The sequence below is a fragment of the Actinoplanes auranticolor genome, assembly GCF_018332655.1.
GTDB lineage: Bacteria > Actinomycetota > Actinomycetes > Mycobacteriales > Micromonosporaceae > Actinoplanes > Actinoplanes auranticolor.
This window is the reverse complement of sequence record NZ_BOQL01000043.1, coordinates 128226-154982: the sequence shown is the minus strand read 5'-3', so window position 1 is coordinate 154982 and position 26757 is coordinate 128226. Positions and strand designations below refer to the sequence as shown.

Genomic DNA, 26757 nt, shown 5'->3' with positions numbered 1-26757 from the left:
GATGCACGTCAGCCGCCTGCTCACCAAGGCCCTGACGAAGCTGCGCACGCAGCTCGCCAGCGAGACCATCTGAGCAACCGCAGACTGAACGCCGGCCCGGTTCGGGCCGGCGTTTCTGCGTATCCTCGACCCGTGAGGGAGTGACGTCGTGAGCGAGCCGGACTGGGTTGAACACGCGGTGTGGTGGCAGGTCTATCCGCTGGGCTTCGTCGGTGCCCATCCCGAGGGCCGCGAGAACGGCCGACTGCAACGACTCACCGCCTGGCTGGACTACGCCGTCGAGCTCGGCGCCTCCGGCCTCCTGCTCGGGCCGGTCTTCGCCTCCGAGTCCCACGGCTACGACACGCTCGACCACTTCCGGATCGATCCGCGCCTCGGCACCGACGCCGACTTCGACGCGCTGATCGCCGCCGCGCACGACCGCGGTCTGCGGGTGCTGCTCGACGGGGTGTTCAACCACGTCGGGCGCGGGCACGCCGCGTTCCAGGCCGTGCTGGAGCAGGGCCGCGACGCGCCGACCGCCTCCTGGTTCCGGCTCACCTGGCCGGCGGGCGGGAGCGGGCCCGGCTACGACAACTTCGAGGGCCACGATGCCCTCGTCGCCCTGAACCACGCCGAACCGGCCGTCGCCGACTACGTGACCGAGGTCATGACCCATTGGCTGCGGCGTGGTGCCGACGGCTGGCGGCTCGACGTGGCGTACGGCGTGCCGGCCGAATTCTGGGCGACGGTGCTGCCCCGGGTGCGCGCCGAGTTCCCCGCCGCGTACGTGGTGGGCGAGGTCATCCACGGCGACTACGCGGAGTTCGTACAGAAGTCCACGATGGACTCGGTGACCCAGTACGAGCTGTGGAAGGCCATCTGGAGCGCGCTGAACGCCGCCAACTTCTTCGAGCTGAGCTGGACCCTGGAACGGCACAACACGTTCCTGGACAGCTTCGTGCCGCAGACCTTCGTCGGCAACCACGACGTGACCCGGCTGGCCAGCAAGCTCACCGACGAGCGGCACGTGCCGCTCGCCCTCGCGCTGCTGTGCACCGTGGGCGGCACGCCGTCGATCTACGCCGGGGACGAGCAGGGCTTCCAGGGCGTCAAGGAGGACCGCGAGCACGGCGACGACGCGGTCCGGCCCGCCTTCCCCGCCGAGCCGGCCGGCCTGGCGCCGTACGGGTGGCCGCTCTACCACCTGCACCAGGAGCTGATCGGGTTGCGCCGCCGGCACCCCTGGCTGCATCACGCCCGGACCAGGGCGGTGCACCTGACCAACGAGCAGTTCGCCTACGAGGCCGCCGACGGGAGCCGGAAAGTCATCGTGGCCCTGAGTGTCGGTGCGGCGGCTGCGGAGCTGCCGGTGCCGTACGGGAAATCGATTTTGAATGGCACCGCCGAATTGCGCCGGGCCGGGTCGGCCGACGCCGCGGTGATCCTGCCCGCCAACGGCTGGGCCGTGCTGGAGGCATGAAAGAGCGCCCGCCTTCCGGCGGGCGCTCTTGTCAATGCTGCGGAGGGATCAGAACCAGACCTTGCGTCCACCGACCGGCCGGCCGACGGCGCCCAGGATCCACAGGACGGCGCCCACGACCAGCAGAACAGCGCCGATCGTGTACAGGATCGAAACGTTCAGGAAGATGCCCAGCAGGAGCAGGATGAGACCGAGGATCAACATGGGGGGACTCCGTTCATCGGCGGCCTTTCCGCCGACCCCTAGATACCCAGGGCGCTCGATTTCCAATCACACCCCAAAACCGGTTCAGCGCTGCGGCGGCGCGAGCCCCCGGTTGACCTCCCCCGAGGGGCCGAAGGTGGTCAGGAACCGGTCGCGGAATTCGTCCATCCGCCAGACCGGGGCCTTCGGGTCCGGCTTGACGCCGTCGGTCCAGCCCCAGTCCGCCGTCCTGGCCATGACAGCCCGGTCCTTGGCCAGGATGGTGATCGGCACGTCCCGGCTGGCACCGTCGCCGACGATCATGGCCGACGGTTGGTGGTCGCCGAGGAAGACCATCACGGTGTCCTCGTCGCCGTAGACCTCGAGCCAGGAGACCAGGGTGGTGAGGGTGTACTGAATCGAACGGGAGTACTCGCGCTTCAACTTCACCGGGTCCCGCCAGACCTGCTTGACCTTCTTGCCCTCTTGATGGATCTGCTTGTAGACCGAGCCGTCGCCGACGTCGTCCCAGTCGATGAACTGCGGCAGCGGCGCCCAGGGCGTGTGGCTGGAGACCAGCGGCATCTCGACGAACAGCGGATCGTGGTCCGGGCCGTGCACGTTCTTCTCGAACCACGACAGGGTGTACTGGTCCGGCTGGGGCGCCCAGCTGAAGGCCGGCCCCTGGTAGCCGGTGTTGCGGGAGTCGTAGACCTTGTTGTAGCCGTAGAAGTTGCCCTCGGGCCAGGCCCGCGTGGCGCCCGGCATGACGCTCATGGTGTCGAAGCCGGCCTTCTTGAAAGCGCTGGTCAGGGTCAACCGGTTGCTCGACGTGAGGTTGCGGTAACGGTTCTGCTTGTCGATCCACAGCCCGGACAGCAGGGTGGAGTGCGCCAGCCAGCTGCCGCCGCCGGCCGTGGGTGAGCCGAGCCAGCCGCTCCTGGAGACATAGCCGGCCTTCTTCAGGGTGTCGGTGCTCTCGGCCAGCAGTTCCGTCGTGCCCGGGTTGAGCGCCGGATCCTCGATGGCCGAGCGCCCGTAGCTCTCCACGAAGAAGACCATGACGTCCTTGCCCCGCAGGCCGGTGAGGAGCTGATCAGTGGGCGTTCCGGCGAACGCGTCGGTGGCGGCGAGCCGGTTGAACTCCTTCTCGTTGTTCAGGCCACCCTTGACCATGTGGGCGCGGTCCCAGACGTACATCGCCGAGCTGCGGGCGGCGATCGGGATGTCGTCGAAGATCTGGACGCCGAGGGCGAGCAGGACCACCCAGACGGCCGTACCGGTCAGGGCGGTGCCGAAGGTGGCCCGGCGGTGCCGGGCGGCGACTCGGGTGATCCGCATGGCGGCCAGGCTCATCAGGGCGACGATCGCGATGATCAGCACGATCACGCCGATCAGCGCGCCGGTCGCGCCGGCCTCGCCGGCCGAGTCCGCGAGGAACGCCTTGGCGTCGTCGAAGAGCACCCAGTCGAGCACCGGGTCGAAGGGCCGGGACAGGATCGCGTAGAACCCCATGTCGGTGATCTTCTCGATGGTGATCACGGCGAGGCCCGCACCCAGGACAGCCGCGGCGATCCGCTTCCATCGCCCGGGCAGCAGGATGACCAGGCCGACGGCGACGAAACCCTCGATGGGCAGGCGCAGGTAGGTGCCGGGCCGCTCGAACCGGCTGAGGATGTTCGGCATGATCAGCGCGCCGAAGATCAGGACGATGGCCGACACGGTCAGGACGTGCCCCGCGATCGTGCGCAGCCGGCCACGCTGGGCCGCGGCCGGGGTCTCGCCGTCGGTCACCGCGGCCGCTTCCGGATCCGCGGTCGCTTCGGGAGCCGCGGTCGCTTCCGGTTCTGCGGTCGCTTCCGGTTCTGCGGTCGCTTCCGGGCCTGCGGTCGCTTCCGGATCTGCGGTCACCACGGGCTCCGCGGTCACCACGGGATCCGCGGATGCCGTGACCTCCGGCTCCCGAGCCGGGCGACCAAAACGGGAAGCGAGTGCTTCGCGTACCGAACCAGACAAGACTTGGCCCTCCTCCGGGACATCCCGAAGAGGGGAACGGATCTCGGCGGGATGTAGTTCAATCGCCAGGAGATGAACGAGCCCCCGGCCGTGACCGAACCGGCCTTCGTCCTGCACGACCACCGCAAGCCGCGGCCGCACTTCGACCTGCGCCTGGAGCAGGACGGGGTGCTGCGATCCTGGGCCCTGCCGCGCGGGCTGCCGACCGACCCGGCGCGCAACCGGCTCGCCATCGCCGTGCCGGACCACGCCCTGGACCACCTCACCTACACCGACGAGCACAAGTTCATCGCGGATATCGGCTGGTGGCAGCCGGAGGACAGCAACGACCGCCGGCTGCTCTTCACGCTGCACGGCCGCGGCCCGGCCCGGCGCTACGCGCTGATCCACACGGGTGGCACGAGCTGGCTGGCCCACCTCACCAAAGACCAGCCGGCGGCCTGAATCCACAGTTGTCCACAAGTTGTCCACAGGCCGGACAGCACGGTGCGACCATCGTCCGGGGCACCCTCGGGTTTGTGATCCCCCCGGGTGGATACGGTTGAGCCGGGGGCCGCAAGCCCCGACGCCGACGACGGGAGACCGCTCAACCCATGCCCCCCGCCGACGATCTGCCCAGTTTCCTGCACAGCGTGGCTCCCATTCTGGACCGGTGGGGCTATCTGGCCATTGCTGGTGTGATCGGCGTCGAGAGCTTCGGGGTCCCCGCTCCCGGGCAGACGATCATGGTCGCCGCGGCGATCTACTCCAGCTGGGGCCGGCTGGACATCTTCGCCGTCGCCGCCATCTCCTTCGTCGCCGCCGTGCTCGGTGACAACGTCGGCTACTGGATCGGAGTCCGCGGTGGGCGCAAGGCCGTGCACCGCTTCGGCAAGTACATCTTCATCACCCCGGCCCGCCTGGAACGCGCGGAGAGGTTCTTCGCCCGCCGGGGCAACCGGATCGTCGTGGTGGCCCGCTTCATCGACGGCCTGCGCCAGCTCAACGGCGTCATCGCGGGCATCACGGCGATGCCCTGGCGCACGTTCCTGATCTACAACGCGATCGGTGCGGCGCTCTGGGTGGGCTTCTGGTGCACGGTGTCGTACCTGCTCGGCACCCACCTGGTCGAGATCATCAATCATCTGCACAAATACCTGTACTGGGCGATCGGGGTGGGGGTGATCGCGGTCGGCACGTACGTCTGGCTGCACATGCGGCGCATCCGCCGGCGCCGCGCCCGCGAGGCCGACGCGCCGGTCACCGTCGAGGACGCCCCGGCCTGATGGTTGCCGGACACCCGTTCGGGTACGTCGAAGGGTGACACCGGATGGGAGTGATGGATGTGACCACGACCGCCCAACCACTGGACCGCCGCCGCGACAAGGCCGGCACCGCGAGTGCCGCCGCCACCGCGGCCGAGGCCGCGGTGACCGACATCGATCGGCAGCTCGAGACCCTGACGAGCCTGGCCGAGCAACAGCAGCAAGCACTGCGCCGGGCTACCGAGGAGGCGAAAAGGCTCAAGCGGAGCCTGAAGGCCGCCGAGCAGCGCCGCGCCGAGCTGGCCAAGGACCGCCGGAGGGCCGTTGCGAAGGCCGGACGGGCACGGGCCAAGGCCGACCTCGCCGAAGCCAGGTACGACAAGGAAGTGCTGGCCGAGCTGGTCCGCCGGGAGAAGGAGAAGGACCGGTCCGCGTCCCGGCCGGCTGCCGGCAAGGAGCTCGAGCCCGCCCCCGAACGTGCGCCCGCCGTGCCGTCGTCCCGTCCGGTCGAGACCAGGACCACGGACAGCAAGGCAGCCGACGGCGCCGCGCCCGCCCGATCGTCACGGCGGTCGCCGGTGGCGGATCCGCCACCGGAGAAGCCGGACGAGGCCACGCAGACCGCGCGGCGCACAGCAGCCCGCAAGACCGCGAAGGCCGCCCGGCTGATCCGCTAGCCCGGTACGCCCGGGGCGGGCGGCAGGTCGTCGAGGAAATCGCCGGTCGGCGCGAAGAACAGCGAGCCGGTCCGGGCCGTCGAGAAGTCCAGGATGCGGTCGTGGCTGCCGTACGGGTCACCGAGGAACATCCGGCGCAGCATCAGCTCGGGCACGTCCGGGGTGGCCGCGTACGCGATGTAGTAGGTGCCGAACTCACCGGCCGCGACCGACCCGAACGGCATGTTGTCCCGCAGGATCTTCAGCTCGTTGCCGTCCGGGTCCTCGACGGTGTTGAGCGCGACGTGCGAGTTCGCCGGCTTGTCGGCCAGCTCGATGTTGTCGAGCTTGGTCCGCCCGATCACCGCCTCCTGCTGCTCGACGCTCAGCTCGTTCCAGGCCGCCATGTCGTGCACGTACTTCTGCACCATGACGTAGCTGCCGCCGGCGAACGCCGGATCCTCGTCGCCGACCAGGACCGCGGCGGAGGCGGCCGGGCCGACCGGATTCTCCGTGCCGTCCACGAAGCCCAGCAGGTCCCGCTCGTCGAAGTACTTGAAGCCGTGGGTCTCGTCGACGATGTCAGCGGCGCCGCGCAGCCGCTCACCGATCTTGGCGGCCAGCTCGAAGCAGACGTCGACCTGCCCGGCCCGCAGGTGGAAGAGCAGGTCACCGGGGGTGGCCGGGGCGGTGTGCCGGGGGCCCTTCCACTGCCGGAACGGGTGCAGCTGCGCCGGCCGGGGACCGGCGAAGAGCCGGTCCCACAACTGCGAGCCGATCCCGGCGACGCAGGACAGCTGCGCTGCGGGCACCCGGAAGCCGACCGCCCGCTGCAGGGCGCTCAGATCCTCGAGCAGGTCGCGGACCGCCGGGACACCCTCCGCACGCACAGTTGCGACGAGAAAGATCGCCGCGTCCGTCAGCGGGCTGAGTACCGCCTGGTGGTTGACGGTGGGTCCAACTGATCGAGGCGCAGTCACAGAGCGCAGCCTAGGGCCTGCACACCGATAATCGACAGATGAGTGAGCACAGGGAGGTCCTCGTCATAGGCGCGGGGCTGTCCGGTATCGGAGCGGCCTACCGGCTGCAGACCCGGTGCCCGGGCCGCAGCTACGCGATCCTCGAGGCCCGGGAGGCCAGCGGCGGGACCTGGGACCTGTTCCGCTATCCGGGGGTACGGTCCGACTCCGACATGTTCACCCTCGGCTATCCGTTCCGACCCTGGCGGGAGCCCAAGACCATCGCGGCCGGCGCCACCATCCTCGAGTACCTCCGCGACACCGCCGCCGAGTACGGCATCGACAAGCACATCCACTACGGGCGGCGGGTGGTCGGCGCGTCCTGGTCGACCGCGGAAGCCCGCTGGACCGTCCGGACCGACACCGGTGAGGAATGGACCTGTTCCTTCCTGTACGTCTGCACCGGTTACTACCGTTACGACAGCGGCTACGAGGCCGACTTCCCCGGCCGGGAGAGCTTCACCGGTGCGATCGTGCACCCGCAGCACTGGCCCGAAGACCTCGACTACGCCGGCCGGCGGGTGGTGATCATCGGCAGCGGGGCGACCGCGGTGACGCTGGTGCCGGCGATGGCCGAGCAGGCCGCGCACGTCACGATGCTGCAGCGCTCTCCCAGCTATCTGCTCTCCCTGCCGGCCCGGGAGGGCGGCGCGCGGCTGGTCGGTCCGCGGGTGGTCCGCGCCCGCAACGTCCTGCTGACCTGGGCGCTCTTCCAGGCGTCGCGGCGCTGGCCCGCCCGGGTGGCCAACGTGTTGCGCGACGGCGTGGCCCGGCAGCTGCCGGCGGACGTACCCGTGGATCCGCATTTCGTCCCCCGCTACGACCCCTGGGACCAGCGGCTCTGCGTCGTGCCGGACGGCGACCTGTTCGCCGCGATGCGGGCCGGGCGGGCCTCGGTGGTGACCGCGACGATCGACGCGTTCACCCCGCACGGCATCCGGCTGACCGGCGGTGAGCATCTGGATGCCGACGTGATCGTCACCGCCACCGGGCTGACCATGGTGGCCTTCGGCGAGATCGCGCTGACCGTCGACGGGCGCCCGATCGACGCCCACGACCTGCACGTCTACAAGGGAATGATGTTCGACGGCGTACCCAATCTGGCCTGGTGCGTCGGCTACACCAACGCCTCCTGGACGCTGCGCGCCGACCTGACCTCCACCTACGTGTGCCGGCTGCTCAACTACCTGGACCGGCACCGGATCGACATCGCCACCCCGCGGTTGCCCGCCGCCGCCCACGACATCGGCGAGCCGCTGATGAACCTCTCCTCCGGCTACGTCCGGCGCGCCGCCGCCGTGCTGCCCCGGCAGAGCGACCGCCGCGCCTGGCGGATGCTCAACAACTATCTGCTCGATATGCCGCGGATGCGACTGAGCCGGATCGACGACGGTGACATGATGTTCGTCCGGACCAGGACGGGAGAATGACCGTGGAACGCTTCGCCTTCGCCGGGCGCACGTGTGTCATCACAGGCGCGGCCAGCGGCATCGGTGCCGCGCTCACCCTCGACCTGGCCCGGCGCCGGGCCGTGCTGGCCCTGGTCGACCGGGACGCCGAGGGCCTCGACCGGGTGGCCGCGCTGGCCCGCCAGGCCGGCGCGCAGGAGGTCAGCACGCACGTGGTGGACCTGTCCGACGGTGGCGACCGCCTCGATCTGGCCGCCGCGGTCGCCGAGCGCCACGGCGGCGCCGACCTGCTGGTCAACAACGCCGGAGTGGCCCTTAACGGCACGTTCGAGCAGGTCAGCATGAAGGACTTCGACTGGTTGATGGAGATCAACCTGCACGCCGTGATCCGCACGACCAAGGCGTTCCTGCCGCAGCTGCTCAGCCGGCCGGGCGCACACGTGGTGAACATCTCCAGCCTCTTCGGCCTGATCGCGCCCCCGACCCAGGTCGCCTACGTGACCAGCAAGTACGGCGTGCGCGGCTTCTCCGAGGCGCTGCGGCACGAGCTGGCCGGCCAGGTCGGCGTCACGGTGGTGCACCCCGGCGGCATCCGGACCAACATCGCCACCAGCGCCCGGCTCAGCGGCCCGGACGTGGACGGCAGGCAGGCCGAACAGGCCGCCGAGTTCACCCGCAAGGCGCTCACCCTGCCGCCCGAGGAGGCGGCCAAGCTGATCGTGGCCGCCGTCCAGGCCCGCAAGCCGCGCCTGGTGATCACCAGGGTGGCCAAGCTGGCCGACGTGCTGGCCCGGGTCGCCCCGGGCCGGTACTGGAACGTCATCCAGCGCCAGCTCGACAAGCGCGGCCTCATGTAGGCGCCGTGTCGGTGCCGTGTCAGCGGGCACGCGCACCCTGGCTGCATGACTGTCTCCTCCGCCGGCAAAGCAAAGAACCAAAGCACAGCTGATCTCGTGATCGAGGCCGAAGGTCTCGTCAAGCACTTCGGGCCGACGAAAGCCCTGCAGGGCGTCGATCTCGCCGTGCCCCGGGGGACCGTGCTCGGTGTCCTGGGCCCCAACGGCGCGGGCAAGACGACCGCCGTCCGCATCCTCTCCACCCTGCTCACGCCCGACGCCGGCAGCGCCCGGATCAGCGGCTTCGACGTCGTCCGCGAGGCGGAGCGGGTCCGCCAGGTGATCGGCCTGACCGGCCAGTACGCCTCGGTCGACGAGGACCTGACCGGCCGGCAGAACCTCGAGCTCTTCGGCACGCTCCTCGATCTGGGCCGGGCCGGTGCCCGCCGGCGCGCCGCCGAGCTGCTCGACTGGTTCGACCTGGCCGACGCCGCCGGCCGGCAGGCCAAGACGTACTCCGGCGGCATGCGGCGGCGCCTCGACCTGGCCGCGAGCCTGGTCGGCTCCCCCGACGTGATCTTCCTGGACGAGCCCACCACCGGCCTGGACCCGGCCAAGCGCGAGGACATGTGGGACGTGGTCCGCTCGCTGGTGGCCGCGGGCTCGACGGTGCTGCTCACCACGCAGTACCTGGAGGAGGCCGACGCGCTCGCCGACGCCATCACGGTGATCGACCACGGCCGGGTCATCGCGCACGACACCCCCGAAGGGCTCAAGCGGGTGGTCGGCGGCCAGACCCTGGAGGTACGCCCGTCCGACGCCACCCAGCTCGACCTGACCGCCGCGATCCTCTCCGAGGTGTCCTCGGGGGCCACCGCCGACGAGATCCGCAAGGGCATGCTCGCCGTGCCGGTCACCGACGACAGCGCGCTGACCGAGGCGGTCGCCCGGCTCGCCGCCGCGGGCGTCGCGGTCACCGAGCTCTCGCTGCACCTGCCGAGCCTCGACGAGGTCTTCTTCACCCTCACCGGGCGCACCGCCTCCGACGACGACACCACGACCACCACGATCAAGGAAGAGGTGGCGGCATGACCACGACGCTCACCGCACCCCGCACCAGCCGGCCGGTCATGCCCGCGGCGGTGCAGCCGCACCCCCGGCCGTTCCGGCTCGCGCGGCACTCCTTCGCGCTCGCCAAACGCAGCCTGATCAAGACGGCCCGGACCCCGGAGGCGCTCATCGACGTGACGCTGCAGCCGGTGCTGTTCCTGGTCATCTTCGTGTACGTCTTCGGCGGCGCGGTCGCCGGTTCCACCCACGACTACCTGCAGTTCCTGCTGCCCGGCATCCTGGCGCAGACGATCGCGACGGGCTGCATCGCGATCGGGGTCAACCTCAACACCGACATCGCCAAGGGCATCTTCGACCGCTTCCGGTCGCTGCCCGTGCCACGCTCGGCGCCGCTGCTGGGCGCGGTGCTCGGCGACATCGTCCGGTACGTGATCGTCACGCTCTCCACGCTGGCGATCGGCTACGTGATGGGCTTCCGGATCACCACCGACCCGCTGAGCGCCGTCGCGGGCTGCGCGCTGGCGGTGCTCTTCGCGCTGTGCCTGAGCTGGCTGCCGGTCTTCGTGTCGATGAAGGTCCGTACCCCGGGGGCGGTCCAGGGCCTGATGTTCGCGTTCATCATGCCGCTGAGCTTCGCGTCCAACGTGTTCGTCTCGGCCGGCACGCTGCCGGGCTGGATGCAGGGTTTCGTCGAGGTCAACCCGCTGACCCACCTGGTCGGGGCGATGCGGGGACTGTTCCTCGGCGCACCGGTCGGCAACCACGTGTGGTGGACCCTCGCGTGGTGCGCCGGCTTCGTGGTGGTGTTCATGCCGCTGGCGCTGCGGGCGTACCGGAAGAAGGTCTAGGTGTGATGTCCGGGGACGTTGGTCGAGGGGTTGTGACCACTCGATCTGAGGATCTTGGATCGATCTGGTGAACAGATGAAGGCCTCCAGCAGTGCAGTGGAGCTGCTAAGACAGCACCGCACGAGGCTGGAGGCCTTCATGTCCCACGCTAACGCCGCGCTGACCGTCCGGGCGAGATTGCGGCTGGCGCGTCTGATCGTCGAAGACCGCTGGTCACCCGCACGAGCAGCCGAACGCTACGACGTGTCCTGGCGCACCGCGAAAAAGTGGGCCGATCGCTACCGCGCCGAAGGCGAAGCCGGCCTGCACGACCGCTCGTCACGACCGCACCGCCAGCCCCACCGCACCCCCACGCCCTTGGTCCGCAAGATCCTGCATCTGCGCCGCAAGCGCCGCCTCGGTCCGGTCCCGATCGCCGACCAGCTCGGCTTGGCCGCCTCGACCGTGCACGCCGTGCTGACCCGCCACCAGGCCAACCGGCTCAGTCACCTCGACCGCACCACCGGCGAGGCGATCCGCCGCTACGAACACGCCCAACCCGGCGACATGCTGCACGTCGACGTCAAGAAGCTCGGCAACGTGCCCGACGGCGGCGGCTGGCGCTACCTCGGCCGGCAACAAGGCCGTAAGAACCGAGCCGCGACCGCCGGCGCCGAGCGCAGCAAGTACCGCAACCCCGTACTCGGCACCGCGTTCGTGCACACCGTGATCGACGATCATTCCCGCGTGGCCTACGCCGAGATCCACGACGACGAAACCGCTATCACCGCAACCGGTGTGCTGCGTCGCGCGGTTGCCTGGTTCGCCGACCGCGGCGTCAGCACCCGGCGGGTGCTGACGGACAACGGATCGGCCTACAAATCACACCTGTGGCGTGACACCTGCACCGAGCTGGGCATCGTCGTGAAGAAGACCCGCCCCTACCGCCCGCAGACCAACGGCAAAATCGAACGGTTCCACCGCACCCTGGCCGACGGTTGGGCCTTCGCCAAGCTCTACACCAGCGAAAAAGCCCGCCGCGCTGCCCTACCAGCGTTCCTGCACGACTACAACCACCACCGGCCGCACACCGCCATCGGCAAGATCCCACCGATCACCCGGTTGAACAACCTGGCTGGACATCACATCTAGGCCAGCAGGGTGTCCATCAGCTCCCGGATCCGGGAGCTGATGGTCGTCGCCTGCCGCGCCGGCATTGCGGCCAGCATCTTCTGGCGCTCGTCCTCCCCGCCGAGGACCGCACGGAGCCGACCGCCCTCGCCGGGCGGGGACAGGTTGCCGATGTTGGCGCCGATCCGCATCCCGAGGACCCACAGTTCACGCGCGGTCTCGTCGGCGCCACGGCCGGCGGCGAGCTCAGCCCCGCCCAACGCCCAGGTCCCCAGCAGCGGATTGTCGTTGTTGGTCAGGGCCTCGTCCCGGGCGAGCCGCAACAGTGTCACCGCGTACGCATCCGCCTCCGGCGCCGGCTGGGCCTCGGCCACCCGCAGGTGCAGCACCGCCACCGCGACCCGGCAGATGACCCGCGGCTGCGGCGCGGGATCGGCGGAGGCAGCCACGGTCCGGGTGACCGCGTCACCGTAGGCGAGCGCCTCGTCGTAGCGTTGCCGCTGCCAGGCGAGGTGTGCCAGGCCCAGGTAGGCCTGCGCGGCGTCGTTGTCGTCGGCCTGCCTGGAGGTCGCCAGCGCCCGCAGGCGGTGCTCGGCATCCGGGTCACCGGCCAGCGCCTGCTGGACGTCCAGCAGCACCCGGATGGACCGGGCGTCCTGCGTCGCGCCCAGCAGCTCCATGTGCCGCACGCTGCGGGCCAGCCAGACGGCGGCTCGCGCGTCATCGCGGGAGCTGACCCAGTGGCCGGCGGCCTGGGCCGCCAGCGCCATCCCCCAGTGGTCACCGGCCAGCTCGAACCGCCGGTACGCCAGCTCGGCGTCCTCGACCGAGCCCGAGAACATCCCCCCGTTCTCCCGCATCGCCGCCCGGCCGAAGTAGCCGATCGCCTGCACGTACGGGTCGGGGTGGTCGATCAGCGCGACGGCACCGGCCAGGCTCTCCTCCGGATCGAAGGAGTCGAACGCGGGCAACGCCGCCGCCAGCGCGCGCTGCCGTGCGGAGACCTCGGCGGGGCGTTCCGCCAGCAGGAGCCGCAGGGCCCGGCGGGCCAGCACGATGAGGCGGGGCGGACCGGTGATGCCGCCGTTGACCCCGATCAGCAGGCACAGCCAGGCCAGCCGGTCGGCGTCGGGCAGCGGCGGACCGGCCGACCGGCCGTGCAGCAGCGGCGAGTGGCGGCGGCCGACCGGGTCGTCGGCCTGCAGCAGCTCGCGCCCCCAGGCGCTGACCTCGACGTGGAGTCCGCGCACGGTCCAGAGGTGGACCAGGGCGGCGGCGATGTCGACGGCCGCGGCCTGATCGGGGCGTGTCATCGCGAAACGCAGGCCGGCCAGCAGGTTCTCCTGCTCGGCCGCGCACTCCGCGAACGCGTCGAGCTGCCCCGGGCCCAGATAGTGCGCGTTCAGCCGGACCGCGTGCGCCCGGGCCCAGCCGGTCAGCCCGGCGGCGGCCTCCTGCCGGTCGGCGCCGAGCCGGGCCTCGCCGTACTCGCGGACGGTCTCGAGCATCCGGTAGTGCGGGGTGCCGCCTTCCCCGTCCAGCAGCACCAGGGACTGCTCGACGAGATCGGCCAGCCCGCGCCGTACGTCCGGGCGGCCGGCGACCGCGGCGGCGAGCTCGGCGGTGAACGCGGCCGGGATGACCGCGAGGCGTTGCAGCAGTTCGCGGGCGTCAGGGCGGAGCAGCTCCCGGCTCCAGTCGACCATCGCCCACAGGCTGGCGTGCCGTTCCGGCAGACCGCGCAGGGCGTCGTCGAGCAGCGCGAACCGGTCGGACAGCCCGGCCAGGACGTCGTCGATCGGCATGTGCCGCAACCGGGCCGCGGCCAGCTCCAGAGCCAGCGGCAGATTGTCCAGCCGGTGGCAGAGCGCGAGTGCGCGGTCCTCGTCCCAGGTCGGCACGGCCCCACCGGCCCGCGCCCGGGTCTGCAGCAGCCGGAGCGCCTCGGGGTCCGGCAGCACCGGCAGCCGGTGCACGACCTCGCCGGCCAGCGCCAGCGGGGCCCGGCTGGTGGCCAGCACCGCCAGCTCCGGTCCGGCCGCCGCCAGCAGATCGGCGACGACCGCCGCGGCGGCGTCGAGCAGGTGTTCGCAGTTGTCGAACACGAGCAGCCCGTCGAGATCCGTGGCCACCGCCCGCCATCGTTCCTCCGGGCTCAGCACCCGCCGTTCCAGCGTGAGCCGGGGACCGGTGGCAGCCGTCTCCGCCCCGCCGAGCACGGCCAGCACCGCCGCCAGCACCTCCTCCGGTGCGCGCAGACCGGCCAGCTCGATCACCCGTACCGGCCCGGCGGAGCGCCGCGCGATCTCGGCGGCCAGCCGGGTCTTGCCCGCCCCACCGGTCGCGACGATCGTCACCAGCGGCGCCTCGGCCAGCGCGGTGGTCACCGTGAGCACGTCGTCTTCCCGCCCGACCAGCGCGGTCGCCGGTCGTCGCCAGCCGCGCGGCAGGGTGCCGGCCGGCCGGTGCGGTGCCGCCGTCAGCTCACCGCGTAACAGGGCGAGGTGGGCCTCGGCGAGCACCGGGGAGGGGTCGGCGCCGTACCGGTCGGCCAGCTCCGCGCGGAGCCGCTCGAACACCTCCAGCGCCTCGGCGTCCCGGCCCTGGGCAGCCAGGACCCTGATCAGCAGGGCGGCGGCCGGCTCGTCGGGCGGGGTGTGCCCCACCAGCCGGCGCAGATCCGCCTCGTCGAACGCACCGGCCCCGGCCAGCGCGGCCTCGGCCCGCAGCGCGGCCAGCTCGGCGAAGAGCCGGAGGTCCGCGGCCGAGGCCAGCTCGGGAACCTCGGGAAACCGCGCCCGGGCCTCATCGGCCGCGGCCCGCGCGACCGTCGGATCGGTCGCGGCGCGCGCCTTGTCGATCAGCATCCGTACGGCGACCGCGTCGACGTCCACCCGCTCGGCAGGCACCCGGTAACCGCCGGCCACCGCGTCGACCGGCACACCCAGCCGGCGCACCCGGGACACCAGGGCCTGCAACGCACCGGCTACATCGTCCGGCGGATCCCCCTGCCACACGGCCTCGACCAGAGCCACAGTGGAAACGACCCGTCCCCGAGCCCCGATCAACTCCCGCAGCAGCGCAGCCAGCCGCTCCCCCCGCACCGGCTTCCCATCAACAGCCAGCACCCCCAGAGTGGTGATCGCCGGCACCGCCACCACCCCCGACTGTCCCGACCGCAACCCACCCCGGATTGCGCCCGTCGTTGTCGAGGGCGCCAAAACAGACTAGGCGCCTTCTGCCGTGGTCTGTTTTGGTGTCCTCGACAACGACCTCCCGGGGCGCAATCCCCGCCGAGCGAAGCGAGGCCATCAAACACAGCCATCAAACACAGCCATCAAACCCAACCTCTAAAAGAACGTCAGGCGTTTGCGGTTCTGGCCGTTGATGGTCGTGAAGTCGCCGCCGGCCGCGATCCGGCTCTGCGGCCGGTCCACCGCCAGCGCACGGACGCCGATCACCCCGTTCGCCTGCGGGGCCCACGGGGTCAGGCCGCCCCGGCTGTCGATCGCCGCCAGCTTGACCCGGTTCACCGCGCCATCGCTGCACGCCCCCTGGCTGCCGTTGCGGTTGGTCAGGCACGCCCGGTCGAAGTGCCCGCCCACGTAGACGACGCCGCCCAGCGCCGCGACGGCCACGGTGTCGCCGTCGAACGTGCGGGCCCAGCGGACCGCGCCGCCGGCGGAATACGCGAGCACCTTGCCACCCTGGCCGCCGGTGGCCGCGTAGACGCCGTTCGCGTCCGTGGCGAGCGCGTTGACCTGGGCCGGCGCGCTGGGCCGGAAGGCGCTGAACACGCCGCCGCTGGTGGCCGACAGGGCGGCGATGCGCAGCGTGCCGCTCACCCCGTTGACCTTGTGGAACGCGCCACCGGCGTAGAGCCGCGAGCCGGCCAGAGTCAGGGCGTGCACCGAGTCGTCGGCGCCGGCCCGCCAGCCGCGGTCCAGGCCACCGCCGGTCAGCGAGAACGCGGCCAGGTTGTGCCGGGCCGTGCCGTCGACGGAGGTGAAGCTGCCGCCGACGTACAGCCGGCCGTTGCCGGCCGCGAGGGCGTACGGCGCCCCGGCCACCGAGTGCGAGAACGTGCCCACCTCGCCCGAGGTCGCGTCGATCCGGGCCAGCGCGTCGCGCCGCACGCCGGAGACCCGGTGGAAGTCGCCGCCGGCGTACACCGAGGAGCCGGTGACCGCCAGCGCCCGGACGGTGGCGTCGGCGGCCGGTGACCAGCTCAGCAGCGCGCCGGAGGACGCGTCGAAGGCCGCGAGCCGCTGCCGTTCGTAGGTCCGCCCGCCCCAGCCGACGCTGGTGAAGGATCCGCCGACGTACACGGTGCTGCCGCGATAGGCGATCGCGTACACGGAGCCGTTGAACAGCGGGGCTTTGCCCGGGCTGGCGCTGACCGCTCGCGCCGGGGCCGCCCCGGAGGCGATGACGACGGCGGTAGCCGCGCCGACGGTCAGTAGACGACGGGAGGTGGTACGCAGCGAACTGCGTACGAACTGGAAGAAACGCACAAAGGCTTAACCGTCGCGGCTGGGTGAAAGTCGCGCCGCCGCGCCGTCGCGCTGCACGCCACGCGGGGCCAGGTCGGCCAGTTCGAGCGCGGCACCGGCGACGAGCTCGTCCTGGGCCGCCGTCCGGGTGCGCAGGCCGAGCATCGCCAGCCACTCGACCAGCTGCCGGTGCACCGCGTCCGGGCCCACCAGATCGGCCTGGGTGATCTGCCACTCGGCCGGGTGCACGAGCATCGCGTCGGTCTGCCAGCCACCCAGCCCGCCGTGCGAGCCGACGAGCTCCTCGAAGGCCGCCACCTCGTCGGTGACCGGGTCGACCGAGCTGATCAGCACCAGGTCGCCGATGTGCTCGGCCTCCTGGTGCCGCAGCAGGTCCTCGCGGGCGTGCGGCCCGTACGGCAGCAGCGGGTCCACCCCCTGCACCGTGCCGTCGGCGAGCCGGTGACTGCCGGCGGCGCCGATCACGACCGGCCCACCGTCGTCCACAATCACCAGCCCGATCCCCGGGTGCCCGGCCAGACCGGGAATGAGCTGCGGATATTCCTGGTCGATGGCGGCCCGGTCGACCCGGCGGGGATACCGGGTGAGGTAGACCAGGGCCAGGTTGCCGGACGAGACGACGAGCAGCGGCGCGATCGGCGACGGCGGGAAGCCGGGCTCCGCGGTGGCCTCGGACTCGGCCGGGGTCGAGGGCGCGTCGGCCGGGCACGCCGAGAAGCGGGCGACCGTCTGCTCCAGCGTCTCGCCGTGCCGCTGGCGGAAGGTGGCGCCCTGGCTCTGGCCGTGGTCGGAGAGCACGACGATCTGATACTCGCGGGCCGCTTCGGGCTCCAGCCGCTCGATCACGCCGAGCATCCGGTCCAGGCTCTCCAGCTGCCGCATCGACTCGGGGCGGGCCGGGCCGGCGTGGTGGGCCACCTCGTCGTAGTCGACCAGGTCGCAGTAGACGGCCGGGGCGCCACGGGCCATCTGCTCGGCGATCAGCGACACGTTGACGTCGCGCAGCAGCATCGAAGCCGGTCGCAGCGCCAGGAACGCGCCGGACCGGCTCACCCGGGGCTGCAGGTTACGGCGGCGCTGCAGCCGGGCCTGGTGCAGCTCGGTGAAGACCTCGCCGACGCCGAGGACCAAGGCCCGGGTGAAGCCGAACGGGCTGGCCATGAACGCCGCCCAGCCCCGGGCCGAGCGGCCGGGCAGCGCGGCGTGGCTGACCGTGAGCAGGCTGATCGCCGCGTCGCCGGAGAACGCGTTGCCGATGCTGACGCCGCCGTCGCGCAGCAGCCCCCGGCCGTCGGAGAGCCGCGGCTCGATGATCGCCGCGTCGCGCGGACGGTTCGACACCATCAACCGGCCGGTTGCCTTCTCGTACCAGCGGAACGCCGGGATCTGCCGGGAGGCGCCGTGCAGGATGCCGGCCTGCGCCGCGGGGGTGGTCGACGGCAGGCCGGTGTGCCAGCCGCGCATGGCGTGCGTGCCGCTGCGCAGCCAGCGCCCGATGGTCGGCAGGTTGCCGGCGCGGACGGCCCAGCGCAGCACGGGCTCGCTCACCCCGTCGAGCTGCACTATCAGCAGGCCCGGTTCGGTGCCCGGCGCGGGCCGCCGCAGGGTGAGCAGCCGGCCGCCGTTCTGCCGGGCCTGCCGCCGCCGGATGCCGCGCATGAGCCGGCGGGCCTCCTTGACGAAGGTGTCCTCGGTGCCGCTGTCGGCCATCCAGTCCAGGATCGCCGCGCAGACCACCGCCAGCAGCGCCGCGACGCCCACTGTGGGCCAGCCGCTGAGCCGCTTGGACGGGTCCAGCTCCAGGGCCACCGCCATCACGATGACCTGGGCGGTGACCCCGAGCAGCATCGCTCCCCAGCCGCCCAGCGCGACGACGCCGGCCAGCAGCAACGGGCGCAGCACCGCGCCGACGGCCGCGACCAGCAGCACCAGGCCGAGGGTGTCGACGACGTCGGTGCTGCGTACCCCGGGCATCAGCCACAGGGTGAAGGTGAGCACGACGAAGGTGGTGAGTGCGCTGCGGAAGACCGCGCGGGCCCGGTCGATGACCCGGGGCCAGGCGAACAGGGCACGCAGTTCCGCCCGGCGGTTGCGGGCAGCGGGAACCGGCACGGGATCCCGTGGGCTGCTCCCTGTGCTTACGGCCACCCGAAAACGATCGCACAACGGGTGCGGATCCGGCCGCCCGCGTAGCGAACGCCACTCGCCCGAACGGGCGGAACCGGGCGCCCGGCCCGCCCGTCGGACCGGATAGCGTCGACTTCCGTGGAGGACCCTGTGCGCGTCAAGACGGTTCTGCCCGCCCTCGTGGTGCTCGCCCTGACCGGCGGGTGTGCCGGTCAGCAGGCCGGCGTCACGCCGGATCCGACCGCCACCGCCTGGACCCCACCGGCCAAGTACGGCTTCGTCCTCAGCTCCCAGTGCGGCGAGCGGGCGCTCATCGGCCGGTTCCGGGTGACCGTGCAGGACGACAAGGTGGTCCGCGCCGAGGGTCTCGACGACAGCGCCCGCCGCGCGCTCATGCTGCGGATGGCCGACCTGGTCCCGACGCTGCGGCAGCTGGAGGCCGAGGCGGAGACGGCCCGCCGGGAGGGCGCCGACGTGGTCGAGGTCGAGCGGGACAGCCGCGACGCCCACCCCACCCGAATCACGATCGACCCGTCCCGCGACTCCGAGGACGACGAGGCCTGTTACACGATCGAGGAGTACACGATCGGGTTAACGGGTGGCTCTTCGCCGTCGCCGTCGCGATAGGTTCGGGGCTCGGCGAGGGACTGGGGAGGCCCGCATGCGGGTCGTACCCGTCGTCCTGGCGGCAGCACTGCTGCTGACCGGGGCCTGCGACGCACCTGCGCCGGAGAAGCCCGCGCCGGCTGCGGGTGGGCAGCGTGTCGTCGGCTACTTCACCGACTGGGGCGTCTACGGCCGCAACTTCCAGGTGCGCAAGGTGGAGGCCAGCGGCGCGGCCGCCCGGCTCACCCATCTGGTGTACGCGTTCGGCAAGGTCACCGACGGCGGCTGCCGCACCGGCGACAAGTGGGCGGACTACGAGAAGCCCTTCGCCGCGGCGGACAGCGTCGACGGTGTGGCCGACGCGCCGGGCCAGGGGTTGCGCGGCAACTTCGGTCAGCTCCGCAAGCTCAAGGCCCGCCATCCCGAGCTCAAAGTGATCTGGTCGTTCGGCGGCTGGACCGGCTCCAAGGGCTTCGGCGAGGCGGCCCGCGACCCGGCGGCCTTCGCCGAGTCCTGCCGCGAGCTGCTCACCGATCCCCGCTGGGCCGGCGTCTTCGACGGCATCGACATCGACTGGGAGTATCCGAACGCGTGCGGCCTGGTCTGTGACACGAGCGGGCCCGGAGCCCTGGCCGCGCTGATCACAGCGCTACGCGCCGAGCTGGGTCCGGCGTCGCTGATCACCGCCGCGGTGCCGGGTGACCTCGGCAAGCTGGCGGCCACCGACTATGCCGCCGCGGCGCGCGGTGCCGACTGGCTCAGTGCCATGACCTACGACTTCTTCGGCACCGGGGCCGGCCCGGGACCGACGGCGCCGCATTCGCCGCTGACGGCGTACCCGGGCATCCCGCGCGCCACCGCGACCACCGACGCCACGATCAGCAAGCTGGTCGAGATCGGTGTCCCGGCCGCGAAGGTGCTGCTGGGCGTGGGTTTCTACGGCCGGGGGTGGGCAGGGGTCAGCGTCGCGGCGCCGGGCGGCCGGGCGACCGGACCGGCCCCGGGCAGCACCACGAAGGGCATGGAGGACTACGCGGTGCTGCGCGAGACCTGCCCGCCGACCGGGACGGTCGGCGGGACGGCCTACGCGCTCTGCCGCGGCCAGTGGTGGGGCTACGACACCCCGGAGACCGTCAGGGCCAAGATGGGGTACGCCCGCAGCCGGGGCCTCGGTGGCGCGTTCGCCTGGGAACTCTCCGGCGACACCGAGGACGCCCAGCTGGTCGGCGCGATGGCCGCCGGCCTGCGGGACGGCTAGCCGATCCGCACCCAGACGTCGTCCAGAGTGCCCTGGAACTGGTCGTTGTCGGAGTAGGCGCCCTTGCCGCCGATGCTCAGCGGGCGGTCGTTGGCGACCGACAGCCCGGCGGCGATCGCCCGGTTGCCCCGCACCGCACCGTCCACGAGCACCGTCAGCGCGGTCGCCGTGCGCCGGCACTCGACCGCGTGCCAGGTGCCGTCGGCGACCGAGACGGTGCTGGTGACCAGCTTGATCCCGGGCCGGGAGCCGACGAGCACACAGCTGGCCCGGCCGGCGGCCCCGTCCACCTGCAGCTTGTACTGGCTGCTGGTGGCGGAGTAGCCCTTCTGCACGACGTTCTGGCCCTTGCTGGTCTGGCTGCGCGACAACAGCACCTTGGCGCCGTACGAGATGGGTCTGGTGCCCGGGTTGAGCCTGGCGGCGCTGGAGCTCTGCAGCGCGGCGTGCGGGCAGCGCTTCTGGCCGGTGCACTTGGCCGGGAAGCGCAGGGCGTGGCCCTGGCCGTGCCGGACGATGCTGACCGTGCCGCCGTTGCCGGTGATCAGCCGCAGCGTGTGGCCGTGGCCCGATTCGTCGGTGATCGAGGTGGCGCGGCCGCCGTTGAAGCCGTACCGCGCGACCAGGGTCCCCCCGGTGGCCGCCCTGGTCACCGTCGCCGCGACTGCCGCGGTACGGGCCGCCGCCACTGCGACGGAGGGCGTGCCGACCTGCTCATGGGCCGAGGCCGCGTCCGGCACGGAGCCGGCGAGCAGGCCGGCGAGAACCGCGGGGACGACGAGAGAACGAGATCGCATGTCCGAATTATTACTTGTGAACCATTTGACCGGTCACCCAACCGCCTACAACGGTCGGCCGGTCATGGTGACTTTTCGGACTAATTTCCCCCCGTAACCACGATCGCCCCGGCCGTGAGCGGGCCGGGGCGGGTGGTGCCGGACGACGATCAGCCGACGTGGACCGCGGCCTCGCCGGACGGCAGGTCCTCCTTGCCGACCTTGATGAGGAGTGCGGTGATGACGCCGGCGAGCAGGATCAGCCCGGCGGCCCAGGTGAACGCGTCGGCGTAGCCGTCCACCTGCGCTTCGAGCAGCACCCGCTGCGAGGGCGGCTGGCCCGGGGTGAGCTGACCGGCCACGTACGCCGAGATGGCACTGGTGGCGATCGTGTTCAGCAGGGCAGTGCCGAGCGACCCGCCGACCTGCTGGGTCGCGTTCAGCGCCGCGCTGGCCGCACCGGCGTCGTGGCTCGGCACCCCCACCAGCGCGAGGCTCGACAACGGCACGAACGTGAAACCCAGACCCAGGCCGAGCAGCAGCTGCGCCGGCATCAGGTGGGCCCAGAAGGACGTGTCCAGGTCGATGAAGCGCAGCGAGATCATGCCGGCCGCGGCGAGCACCGGGCCGACCAGCATCAGGATCTTCGGACCGATCCGGGGCAGCAGGTTCGACGCCAAGGTGGCCGAGATCAGCACACCCACCGTCGTCGGCAGCGAGGCGAAGCCCGCCTCCAGCGGGGTGTAGGCGAGCACGTTCTGCAGGTAGAGCGTCAGGAACAGGAACGCGCCGAACAGGCCCGCGCCGACCAGCATCGAGGTCAGATAGGCGCCACCGCGGTTGCGGTCGAGCACGATGCGCAGCGGGAGCAGCGGATTCCGGCTGGACCGCTCGATCAGCACGAAGATCACCAGCAGCAGCAGGCCGGCGCCGATGAACGCCAAGGTGGTGCCCGAGTCCCAGCCCTTGTCCGGCTTGGCCGCCTCGGTGAAGCCGTAGACCAGCGAGGCCAGGCCCAGCGTGACGACGATCGTCCCGGGCACGTCGTAGGACGTGTCGCCGTCGGCCTTGCTCTCCGGCACCAGGGGGATCGCCAGCGCCAGGGCCAGCAGCGCGATCGGGATGTTGACCAGCAGGCACCAGCGCCAGCTCGCGTACTCGGTGAGCACACCGCCCAGCAGCAGGCCGACCGCGGAGCCACCGCCGGCGATGGCGCCGTAGACCGCGAAGGCCTTGGCCCGCTCCCGGGCCTCGGTGAAGAGCACCGTGAGCAGGGCCAGGGAGGCCGGGGCGAGCAGGGCGCCGAAGACGCCCTGCAGGGCCCGCGCGCCGAACAGGAGCGGACCGGTGGTGGCGAGACCGCCGATGGCGGACGCGGCCGCGAAGCCGACGGCACCGACCATGAAGGTGCGCTTGCGGCCCCAGTAGTCGGCGATCCGGCCGCCCAGCAGCAGCAGGCCGCCGAAGGCCAGCGTGTACGCCGTGACGACCCACTGCTGGTCCGCCTCGGTGATGCCCAGGTCCACCCGGGCACTGGGCAGGGCGATGTTCACGATGGTGGCGTCGAGCACCACCATGAGCTGGGAGATGGCGATCACGCCGAGCGCGGCCCAGCGCCGCGGATGCAGCTGGGGAGCGTGCTCCGGCCGCACGCCTGACGCTTCTGCGGCAGCGGACATCGTTCGGTCCTCTCATCGGTACGCGGAGTCGGCAGGAACGCCGTCACGCACCGACCCGGGAGCCGAAAGCCTACTGAGATCAACCCCGCCACATGCCCGTTGAGCTGGGAAATGAGACGCGACTCGCACCCCGGTCAGGACGGTGCCGGCCCCGCGGTGACCCCCGTCTCCGGCATCGCCTGCGGGAGGGCGCTGTCCAGCGGCACCGCGCCCGCCGCCACCAGTCCGAGCTGGACGCCCTGCCTGGGCAGCACGGCGTCGAGCAGCCAGTCCGCGGCGACGCGCACCCGGTTGCCCGGCATCGACAGCAGGTGGTAGCCGCGGGTGACGACCTTGGCGGGGAAGCCGGACAGCGGCACGCCGAGCGGGTTGGCCGCCGAGTCCAGCCCACCGAGGTCCACCACGAAGCCGAGGTCGTGGTGCTTGTACGCCCGGCGCCGGCCCCGACCGTACGAGGCGGCGATGTTCTTCGCGACCGTGGCGCCCTGCCGGGTGGCGTGCTGGGCGGTCATCCCGGTGATCTCGCCCGGCCGGGTCAGGTCGGGCACGGCCGCGGCGTCCCCGCAGGCGTAGACGTCCGGATGCCCCGGCACGTTGAGGAACTCGTCGACCACCAGGCGGCCGTGCGCGGTCGGCAGACCGATGTCGGCGACCAGCGGGTCCGGGCGTACGCCGACACACCAGATCAGTGAGCGGGTGGGCACGAAGGAGCCGTCACTGAGGTGCACGCCGTTCCCCGTCGCCTGGTGGACCGAGCTGTTGAGCAGCACCTCGACGCCGCGCTCGCGCAGCACCCGGTCCGCGGCGGTGGCGAGCCGGGTGTCCAGGCTGGGCAGCACCCGGTCGGCCGTGTCGATCAGCAACCAGCGGGGCCGTCCCCTGAGGCTGTCGCGGCGCCTGGTCAGCGCCTCGGTGAACAGCACGCCCTGGGCCGCCACCTCCGTACCGGTGTAGCCGGCGCCGACCACGACGAAGGTGGACCGGGCCGCGCGCTCGGCCTCGTCGGTGGTGGTGTCGGCCATCTCGATCTGCCGGGTGATGTGGTCGCGCAGGTACAGCGCCTCCGGGATGCCGCGGAAGCCGTGCGCGTACTCGGTGACCCCGGGCACCGGGAGCAGCTTGTTGACGCTGCCGGCCGCGATGACCAGCCGGTGGTAGCCGAGGCTGCCCTTGCCGCCCTCGGGGTCGGCGTAGGAGACGGTACGGGCGTCGAAGTCGAAGCCGTCGACCTCGCCCAGGACGACCTCGACCCCGGGCAGGGTGGCGGCCAGCGAGACGGAGACCCGCCGCGGCTCGAGGATCCCGGCGGCCACCTCGGGCAGCAACGGCAGGTAGAGGAAGTAGTCGGTGGGGTTGACGATGACGATCTCGGCGGCGCCCCGGGACAGCTTGGACAGCGTGCGGGCGGCCTGGAAACCGGCGAAGCCGGCTCCCACGATGACGATCCTGGGTCGAGCCATGACGAGTCCTTCCGTGGGGACCGGTACCCGATCCACGCTAGGCGACCTGGCCGGGACGAGAAACGCCCGAGACGCGGGGACGGGGGGCGGCGCTCGATCAGGCGGCGGTCCGGACCGGAGCTGTCGACCGCCACGGGGCGACGGTGGTGCGGCCGGCGTGGCGCAGCATCGCCCTGACCACCAGCGGGTGCACCAGCCGTACGACGGCGAGGTAGGCCCGGCCGGTGCGGGACCGGGTCGCGGCCAGGGTGGCCACGGTGATCGTCGTGCCGTCGGTGTCCGGCTCGACCAGGACTCCCGCCCGGAAGTTCAGGTGGCCGGCGTCGGTGCCGAGCAGGACCTCGCGCTCGTTGCGGGCGATCGTGTCGAAGGCTGACGCGTCGCCCTGCTCGATGCCGAGCGGGCCGACCAACCGGTTGCGCAGGCGCAGCAGCGCGACCACGATCCGGGGCGGGTTGCGGAAGACCGCGTCCGCCCAGTCCTGCGGGTCGGTGGTGGTGCCGGGTGGCACCCGCAGCGCGAAGGCGTCGGCCAGATCGGGACGGTCGACCGAGCCGTGCAGCAGGGTCGCGGCGGCCGGAACCGGCACGCCGCGGACCCGGGCACTCTCCATGCTGACGGCGAGCCGGGCCCGCCACGGGTAGCGCACCGGGTGGACGACCGTGCCGGTCACGGCGCGTTCCGCGTTGTCGAGCAGGTGCTCGATGACGGTGTCGTGGCAGACCCGGACCAGAGCCGGCCAGAGCAGGCGCATGCGGCCGACCGGCCGGGCGCTCAGTCGGTGCCGCAGCACGCAGGCGTGCGGGCCGCGCTCCTCCACCTCCAGGGTGTGGGCGCCGATCAGGCCGGTCCGCGGGTGGAAGGTGAGCTCGACCCGCCGGCCCGGCTCATAGCCGGTGACGTGGTAGCGGATGGGACCGTGCCCACCGTCGGCGCCGACGGCGAGCGGCCGGTCGAACCGCACCGGAACCCAGGCCGGTACGGGCCAGAGCGGGTCGTCGGCAGCGCCGATCCGGTCCACCAGCCGACCCACCTCGGTTGCTCCGACCGGAAGTTCCCGTTCGTGGATGTTGTGCACCAGGGCCGCCATCGTCGCCTCCATACGGGACCGTATGTTTCCGTACGCTACCGTACAGTGGTGAGTGAGCGACGCGTCAAGGGCAGTGGCGGAAAGCGGACGGCACCCCGGCTGACGGCCGACGACTGGACAGCGGCGGCCCTGGAAGCGATGGCCGACGGTGGCCTGGCGGCGGTCGCGGTCGAGCCCCTCGCGGCCCGGCTCGGCGCCACCAAAGGCAGCTTCTACTGGCACTTCGCCAACCGGGACGCGTTGATCGAGGCGGCCGTGCTGCGGTGGGAGCGTGATCACACCGAGGCCGTCATCGGCCTCGTCGACGCCGAGCCCGACCCGCTGGCCCGGCTCCGGCTGCTCATCGGCCTCGTCCTGCACTCCACCGCGCGGCCGGTGGACGGTTCCATCGAGCTGGCGATGCTGGCCACGGCCGATCACCCGCACGTCGCCCCGGTGCTCGCCCGGGTCACCGAGCGGCGGGTGGCGTACACCGCAGGCTTGTTCGCCGCGCTCGGCTGGCCGGCCGCGGAGGCTCGGCACCGGGGACTGCTCGCGGTCACCGCGTACCTGGGTCACGCGCAGATGGCGCACGTCGCGGCCGGGTCCCTGCCCACCGCCGAGGCGGACCGGCAACGCTACGTCGACCAGGTCATCCTCCTGCTCACCGCCGCATCGGCACCGGATCGGGCCTGAGCCGCGAGCTGGCCCCCGCCGTCGGCGGTGCTCAGTCAGTCGATGCCGGCGTGTCCGCGCCCATGCCGCGGACGGGCAGCGGTTCGGCGTTCCGGCTACTGAGGCCGTCGAGGGAGATGCGCAGCAGGCGGCGCCACTGCCCTGGGTGGCTCTCGGCGGTGGTCAGGACGGCCTGGCTCAGGGAGCCGCTGAGCAGGAACAGGTCCTCAGTGGTGACGCCGGGGCGCAGAACGCCGGCGTCCACGCAGCGGGTGCGTAGCTGGTCGATGAGGGCGTAGCAGCGCTGGATGCAGGAGGCGCTGGGGCCACCGGTGCTGGCGTAGCTCTCGACGACGGCGCGATTGCCGGCCTGGGTGCCGAGCAGCTGTTCGAAGAAGCCGGCAAGTGCCTGCCAAGGATCCTCAGTGGCCACCGCCCGCTGGTAGGCATCGGTGAGCCACGCGTTGAACTGCCGTTCCAGGACGGTGGCGAGCAACTCGTCCTTGGTCGGGAAGTGGCGGTAGAGCGTGCCCATGCCGACACCGCTGCGCCGGGCGATCTCCCGGACGTCCACGCCACCGCCGCACTCCGCGAAGACCGCACCGGCCGCCTCGATGATGGCGGCACGGTTGCGCTCGGCGTCGGCGCGGCGGCCGGGCCTGGGCGCGGGAGTGGCGTGCTCGGCGAGCGTCACGACGTCCAGCGTACGACACGACTCGAGTTCCGGAGCATGCGCTCC

General features: G+C 72.0%; 22 protein-coding genes and 1 pseudogene. 12 read left to right on the top strand and 11 right to left on the bottom strand.

Translation table 11 applies throughout. From position 1 onward, the window contains the following. The first annotated feature begins 148 nt into the window (after window positions 1-148). On the top strand, window positions 149-1462 hold the full coding sequence (locus Aau02nite_RS27315) for an alpha-amylase family protein (protein ID WP_212991430.1): 1314 nt from the start codon (window positions 149-151) through the stop codon (window positions 1460-1462). A gap of 48 nt (window positions 1463-1510) precedes the next feature. Here Aau02nite_RS27315 and Aau02nite_RS27310 read toward each other — a convergent pair whose 3' ends face one another. Together Aau02nite_RS27310 and Aau02nite_RS27305 are read right to left on the bottom strand one after the other, a co-directional pair. After that, on the bottom strand, window positions 1511-1666 hold the full coding sequence (locus tag Aau02nite_RS27310; RefSeq protein ID WP_203777291.1) for a hypothetical protein: 156 nt from the start codon (window positions 1664-1666) through the stop codon (window positions 1511-1513). Between the two features lie 84 nt (window positions 1667-1750). Beyond that, window positions 1751-3439: a sulfatase-like hydrolase/transferase gene (locus Aau02nite_RS27305; RefSeq protein WP_246595470.1), complete on the bottom strand. Its 1689-nt coding sequence runs from the start codon at window positions 3437-3439 to the stop codon at window positions 1751-1753. Window positions 3440-3751: 312 nt separating this feature from the next. Here Aau02nite_RS27305 and Aau02nite_RS27300 point away from each other — a divergent pair, with 312 nt between their 5' ends. The 3 genes from Aau02nite_RS27300 (at window position 3752) to Aau02nite_RS27290 (ending at window position 5582) form a co-directional block, all read left to right on the top strand. Continuing rightward, complete coding sequence (locus Aau02nite_RS27300; protein ID WP_246595469.1) at window positions 3752-4105, top strand: DNA polymerase ligase N-terminal domain-containing protein; 354 nt, start codon at window positions 3752-3754, stop codon at window positions 4103-4105. Window positions 4106-4254: 149 nt separating this feature from the next. Beyond that, the gene (locus Aau02nite_RS27295) at window positions 4255-4926 is read left to right on the top strand and encodes a DedA family protein (protein WP_212991428.1); all 672 of its coding nucleotides are present in this window, start codon (window positions 4255-4257) and stop codon (window positions 4924-4926) included. A gap of 44 nt (window positions 4927-4970) precedes the next feature. Continuing rightward, window positions 4971-5582 carry a hypothetical protein gene (locus tag Aau02nite_RS27290; RefSeq protein ID WP_212991427.1) on the top strand — a complete coding sequence of 204 codons (612 nt, stop codon included), beginning with the start codon at window positions 4971-4973 and terminating at the stop codon, window positions 5580-5582. Here the strand turns inward: Aau02nite_RS27290 and Aau02nite_RS27285 are convergent. After that, window positions 5579-6541 (bottom strand): Dyp-type peroxidase, encoded by a 963-nt coding sequence (locus Aau02nite_RS27285; protein WP_212991426.1) that lies wholly within the window; start codon window positions 6539-6541, stop codon window positions 5579-5581. The two genes, Aau02nite_RS27290 and Aau02nite_RS27285, sit on opposite strands and share 4 nt — an antisense overlap. Window positions 6542-6579: 38 nt before the next feature. On the opposite strand from Aau02nite_RS27285, the gene Aau02nite_RS27280 reads away from it, so the two are divergent. The 5 genes from Aau02nite_RS27280 (at window position 6580) to Aau02nite_RS27260 (ending at window position 11875) form a co-directional block, all read left to right on the top strand. Then, window positions 6580-8010, top strand: a complete 1431-nt coding sequence (locus tag Aau02nite_RS27280) for a flavin-containing monooxygenase (RefSeq protein WP_212991425.1) — start codon at window positions 6580-6582, stop codon at window positions 8008-8010. Continuing rightward, window positions 8007-8846 carry an SDR family NAD(P)-dependent oxidoreductase gene (locus Aau02nite_RS27275; protein ID WP_246595468.1) on the top strand — a complete coding sequence of 280 codons (840 nt, stop codon included), beginning with the start codon at window positions 8007-8009 and terminating at the stop codon, window positions 8844-8846. Before Aau02nite_RS27280 ends, Aau02nite_RS27275 begins: the two co-directional genes overlap by 4 nt. Window positions 8847-8891: 45 nt before the next feature. Further along, a complete protein-coding gene (locus Aau02nite_RS27270) occupies window positions 8892-9917 on the top strand; it encodes an ATP-binding cassette domain-containing protein (protein ID WP_212991424.1) in 1026 nt (341 codons plus the stop codon). Beyond that, window positions 9914-10744 (top strand): ABC transporter permease, encoded by an 831-nt coding sequence (locus Aau02nite_RS27265; protein WP_212991423.1) that lies wholly within the window; start codon window positions 9914-9916, stop codon window positions 10742-10744. The genes Aau02nite_RS27270 and Aau02nite_RS27265 overlap by 4 nt, the downstream gene beginning before the upstream one ends. A gap of 138 nt (window positions 10745-10882) precedes the next feature. Beyond that, window positions 10883-11875 carry an IS481 family transposase gene (locus tag Aau02nite_RS27260; RefSeq protein ID WP_212991448.1) on the top strand — a complete coding sequence of 331 codons (993 nt, stop codon included), beginning with the start codon at window positions 10883-10885 and terminating at the stop codon, window positions 11873-11875. Here the strand turns inward: Aau02nite_RS27260 and Aau02nite_RS47475 are convergent. The 3 genes from Aau02nite_RS47475 to Aau02nite_RS27245 form a co-directional block, all read right to left on the bottom strand. Continuing rightward, window positions 11872-15006 (bottom strand): ATP-binding protein, encoded by a 3135-nt coding sequence (locus Aau02nite_RS47475; RefSeq protein WP_281421035.1) that lies wholly within the window; start codon window positions 15004-15006, stop codon window positions 11872-11874. The genes Aau02nite_RS27260 and Aau02nite_RS47475 overlap by 4 nt on opposite strands. A gap of 198 nt (window positions 15007-15204) precedes the next feature. Continuing rightward, a complete protein-coding gene (locus tag Aau02nite_RS27250) occupies window positions 15205-16368 on the bottom strand; it encodes a PQQ-binding-like beta-propeller repeat protein (RefSeq protein WP_246595467.1) in 1164 nt (387 codons plus the stop codon). A gap of 6 nt (window positions 16369-16374) precedes the next feature. Next, on the bottom strand, window positions 16375-18480 hold the full coding sequence (locus tag Aau02nite_RS27245; protein ID WP_212991422.1) for an alkaline phosphatase family protein: 2106 nt from the start codon (window positions 18478-18480) through the stop codon (window positions 16375-16377). 153 nt (window positions 18481-18633) lie between these two features. Here Aau02nite_RS27245 and Aau02nite_RS27240 point away from each other — a divergent pair, with 153 nt between their 5' ends. Beyond that, the gene (locus tag Aau02nite_RS27240) at window positions 18634-19122 is read left to right on the top strand and encodes a DUF6174 domain-containing protein (RefSeq protein WP_212991421.1); all 489 of its coding nucleotides are present in this window, start codon (window positions 18634-18636) and stop codon (window positions 19120-19122) included. Between the two features lie 76 nt (window positions 19123-19198). Further along, a pseudogene (locus Aau02nite_RS27235) lies at window positions 19199-20359 on the top strand (glycoside hydrolase family 18 protein); the annotation flags it as partial. Here Aau02nite_RS27235 and Aau02nite_RS27230 read toward each other — a convergent pair. From Aau02nite_RS27230 to Aau02nite_RS27215, 4 genes are all read right to left on the bottom strand, one after another. Beyond that, a complete protein-coding gene (locus Aau02nite_RS27230; RefSeq protein WP_212991419.1) occupies window positions 20356-21156 on the bottom strand; it encodes a LamG-like jellyroll fold domain-containing protein in 801 nt (266 codons plus the stop codon). The pseudogene Aau02nite_RS27235 and the gene Aau02nite_RS27230 overlap by 4 nt on opposite strands. Window positions 21157-21305: 149 nt before the next feature. Next, the gene (locus Aau02nite_RS27225; protein WP_212991418.1) at window positions 21306-22814 is read right to left on the bottom strand and encodes an MFS transporter; all 1509 of its coding nucleotides are present in this window, start codon (window positions 22812-22814) and stop codon (window positions 21306-21308) included. A gap of 134 nt (window positions 22815-22948) precedes the next feature. After that, the gene (locus Aau02nite_RS27220) at window positions 22949-24274 is read right to left on the bottom strand and encodes an NAD(P)/FAD-dependent oxidoreductase (RefSeq protein WP_212991417.1); all 1326 of its coding nucleotides are present in this window, start codon (window positions 24272-24274) and stop codon (window positions 22949-22951) included. Between the two features lie 97 nt (window positions 24275-24371). Next, window positions 24372-25364 (bottom strand): DUF2867 domain-containing protein, encoded by a 993-nt coding sequence (locus tag Aau02nite_RS27215; RefSeq protein ID WP_212991416.1) that lies wholly within the window; start codon window positions 25362-25364, stop codon window positions 24372-24374. A gap of 48 nt (window positions 25365-25412) precedes the next feature. Here Aau02nite_RS27215 and Aau02nite_RS27210 point away from each other — a divergent pair, with 48 nt between their 5' ends. Then, window positions 25413-26039, top strand: a complete 627-nt coding sequence (locus tag Aau02nite_RS27210; RefSeq protein ID WP_212991415.1) for a TetR/AcrR family transcriptional regulator — start codon at window positions 25413-25415, stop codon at window positions 26037-26039. A 31-nt stretch (window positions 26040-26070) separates the two neighbouring features. On the opposite strand, the gene Aau02nite_RS27205 is transcribed toward Aau02nite_RS27210, so the two are convergent. Continuing rightward, on the bottom strand, window positions 26071-26712 hold the full coding sequence (locus tag Aau02nite_RS27205; RefSeq protein WP_212991414.1) for a TetR/AcrR family transcriptional regulator: 642 nt from the start codon (window positions 26710-26712) through the stop codon (window positions 26071-26073). Window positions 26713-26757: the final 45 nt, after the last annotated feature.